This window comes from Cupriavidus sp. 8B, from assembly GCF_054589115.1.
The window spans coordinates 605-4,371 of the sequence record NZ_BAAILO010000277.1 but is presented as its reverse complement, the minus strand read 5'-3'; the positions used below and the strand labels follow the sequence as shown (position 1 = coordinate 4,371).

Sequence of the window (3,767 nt, the reverse complement as noted above, 5' to 3'; positions counted from 1 at the left end):
TACGAGCGCTCTTAGCCACGAATATGCGCTGGAGCAAGCACTCGACGCCGCGCAAGTGGTTGTGGCACTGCTTCCGCTCACGTTCGTTCAGAAATTTGACGTGACGCTCGTGAACTGGAACGATCCCTACGCCGAGCTAGCACGCCGCTTGCTGGGGGTGTTCGAACTGCCGGGCAATGCCTTCCGGGAGGAGGGGGCGGAGGTGCGCACCGCTATAGCCGTTTTTGGTCGGTATCGTTCCCATCGCACCGCTGTCGTGAGGGAAAATCTCCGCTCGCTGGACACGGTATTGCCGCCACTCGGTCTGAACGTAGACGATCGCGTGTCCGGTGAGACCAGGCTCAATCACCAGTTGCTTGATGACGATGGGCCCGCGATCATCCGCCCTGTAACCTCGCAGAAACGGGTACGCATTTCCAACGATGGGCGTCGCATCGTCCTCGGTTTCGATTGCGGGTTCACGGAGGCAATGGTCCTGAACCGGATTCTGGATCGCCGGATCGTGCCACTGGAGGGGCAGCGGTTGCCGAAAGGGTTTCGCTACGCTGGCCAGGGTCGCCTCGACATTGAGGCGTATCTTGCCCAGCCGAATCCGATCGCCGCGCTCGACGGCCTTCTGCAGATGATCCGTGCCGCCGGCGGGGAACCGGAGCTTGCACCGGGATTCCTCGCCCATCTTGGCAACAGGATACGGCGCAGCGCCCGCCAGGCGACGCCGCTTCGCCACGACGCGTGGGTAACCGGCGCAGCCTCCGCTGAGAAGTTGGAAGGCACGGCTCGCAAGACCTTCTGCGTAGACCGGACCCGCTGGGGCAGCCCGGTGGTGAAAGCTGGCGAGACGGTGGAGTTTCACCGTGACGCCGGCGGCCGCTATACCTATGAACGCGGCGGCAACCAGTACACGGTGTCGCTCGATGAGCTCAACAGCCTGGTGGTGGTGGCTCATGATGGGGAAGGCTGGGAGACGGTACATGAAGGCCTTGTCCGCCGGTATCCAGATCAGGCGGCGACATTGCGCGCGCGCATCAAGGCGCTCGGCATTGATCGTTGGTTGGACTGGGAATTCCAGCAAGATGACCTGGTAGAACTGCTGCTCAAGCCGAATGGTGCGGTTGTCGCCTGGGAGCAAGGCTGCGGAAAGTCTCGACTGGCCGTGGCCCTGATCCTGCTATCCGGGGTGAAGCACGGTTTGATCGTTGTTGAGTCCCGTCTGATCGACGAGATGCAGAAGGAAATGGCCAAGCTGCAGATCCCCAATGATGCCGTGCATGTCATTGACTCTGCCGCCAGCCTGGGGAACCTTTCGCGGATCAACTTGATCTCCTACGAGCGCCTGCGCATGCCCGTCAGCCCGCGGGATTCCAGGCGGGTGACATTTGCCCATCGGTTGCGCCGGCGTATCGGTCTGTTGATCGCCGACGAGGGGGAGCGTCTTGCCAATCCAACGAGCGACCAGAGTCGGGCGCTTTGGCAGCTCTCGGCTCGGCGCCGCTATGTCCTGACCGGCAGCCCAATCCCGAACTATCCGCGCGATGTGTTCGGGTTGATCGCCTTCACGGGCGGGGACGGCACCGCGGCGCAGCCTTACGGCTACAAGCGGGGCTATCTGGAAGCGAACTGGCTGGCGACGGTGCAACATGCCGTGCGGGGCATTGATCGGTTCCGCGATGACTTCGTTGTGCTCGAATGGGTGACCTGGCAATTCGCGGAGAGCCTGCAGGACGGGGCGAAGCGGGAGGTGCCCAAGATCGGCAACCTGCCGCAGTATCGGCAGATGCTGGCTCCCCACGTCAAGCGACGGCTAGTCTGCGAGCCGGAGGTGTCTCGCTATATCCAGATTGAGCCGCCGGCAACGGAGGTCATCGAGACAGAATGGGACCCGGCACACCTTTCGTTGTACCTCAAGGCCGCCGACGATTTCGCCGATTGGTACCGGAGCACGCGTGGGGAAGGGCGGACCAACAACCTGCTGACTATCCTGGCGCGCATTCGCGCTGTGCACTTCGCCGCCAACTATCCGCAGCATGGGATGGAGGGCATCGGCATGTTGGGGCAGCTAACCAGCAAGCAGCGCGCGGTCATTGACCGGATGGAGGAGATCGCGGAGGAGGGCGAGAAAGCAATCCTGTTTGCGGAGAATCCCGGGGTCATCGAGCTGATTGCTGGCGAACTGGCCGAGCGTGGTGTCGAGACGGTGCCGTTCCACGGCAACATCCCGATCCGCAAGCGCGTGGCCGACAAGGACAAGCGCTTCGTTGGCGGCAACGCCACGGGTCTGCTCTGCACCAAGGCGTCCGGCCGGGCTGGCTACAACCTGCCGATGGCCGATTATGTGCTTTTCTATGACCGGTCGTGGACGTGGCGAATCGAGTATCAGGCGATGCGACGCGCACTGCGTTGGGACCGCAAGGGCGTGCTGAAGGTACTGTACTTTCACTTGCCTGGCAGCGTCGACATCTATCAGGACCAGATGGTGGCGCACAAGCGGGACGCGATGCAGGCCGGATTGGATTGGGCGACCCCCGAATTGGATGACGCCTCGTTCTTGCACATGGATACCGTGCTGGACAATTTTGTTGAAGACCTTGCCATGTTGCGCGGCCGCAAGCCACACGACATGCGCGAACTGCTCAAGGAGGCAGCATGAAAGTCAGTGAATGCGCCATCTCCGTTGGAGACGGCATTGTGACGGTGAAGCGCAAGGGAACGCGCCGGCTGACCGTGGCCCGGGTGCTGGGCACGGTGGACGCTGACGGCATGCGGGTGTTGTGCCTGGATAGACTGGTACACAACCATTACGAGTCAGAAATGGATGGTTGGCACGTGGCAGGCGCCGTCACGACGCTGCTGTCGCGCCCAATTGGGCCTGTTCCCGCGAAAGCTCACTAAATTCGTTGTCTTACGGGGCGCATAAGCGTCAGCAGCGACCTTAGAATGAGTTCAGTAGCGCGACCTCGCTACTGCCCCAAGCTCTGTACTCAGCCCTCCATCCCCGGAGGGCTTTTTTTTTTACGCCGCGGGCCTCGCAACCCAGAAACGGGGAAGAGAATATCCGCGCAACTGTCGCCAGGATTGGCTTGCCGCTGATGCCAGAGGGATCTGGCGCGCACCTTGATGTTGCGGTATGCTTTCGGCACCTACCGCGTCTCCGACGCATCGACCCCGCACCGCCAGGTGCACAGTTTTTTGCAGTAACGTGGCCTGTCCGCCTTGTCGGGCTAGCCAACGCCATCTTTCTTATCCCATCGGGAACCTGTTCCCGGTGCGGCAACGGGTTCCCTTTTCCGTTTCGGAGAACCCACAAAATGCAAAACCCCACTATCGCTCTTGGCAAGATCCGTGCTGGCCGTAATCCGCGCAAGTATTTCGATCCTGCCGAAATGGCAGAGTTGACCGACTCCGTTCGGGAGAATGGCGTCATCCAGCCGATCTTGATCCGCCCCCTGGATGGTGACGAGTTCGAGCTGGTCGCCGGCGAGCGCCGGTACCGGGCAGCGAAGGCTGCGCACGGTGACGACTATCCCATGCCAGTGACCATCAAGGCGCTGACCGACGACGAGGCCGATCGTCTGGCTCTCATTGAGAACGTCCAGCGCGCCGACATGGCACCCTCGGAAGAGGCAGTGGCCGCGGCGAAGATCGTCGGGCAACTCAAAGGGGATCGAGACGAGGCCGCCCGTGTACTGGGCTGGTCGCGCGGGACGCTCGACAAGCGCCTGGCCCTGATGAACTGCAGTCCGTCCGTGCTCGACGCGCTCAACACGCGT

At 62.0% G+C, this 3,767-nt stretch carries 3 protein-coding genes; all 3 read left to right on the top strand.

From position 1 onward, the window contains the following. Positions 1–2,647: SNF2-related protein (locus tag ACYP5B_RS27430; RefSeq protein ID WP_459571803.1), on the top strand; the 2,647-nt coding region annotated here is incomplete at its 5' end. Then, entirely contained in the window at positions 2,644–2,889 is a 246-nt protein-coding gene (locus tag ACYP5B_RS27425; RefSeq protein ID WP_276286845.1) for a hypothetical protein, read from the top strand. The genes ACYP5B_RS27430 and ACYP5B_RS27425, both read left to right, overlap by 4 nt. A 416-nt stretch (positions 2,890–3,305) precedes the next feature. After that, positions 3,306–3,767: ParB/RepB/Spo0J family partition protein (locus ACYP5B_RS27420; RefSeq protein ID WP_459571802.1), on the top strand; the 462-nt coding region annotated here is incomplete at its 3' end.

Coding starts and splice junctions, on each gene's coding strand:
- ACYP5B_RS27425 (WP_276286845.1), top strand. CDS start 2,644: ATGAAAGTCAGTGAATGCGCCATCTCCGTTGGAGACGGCATTGTGACG.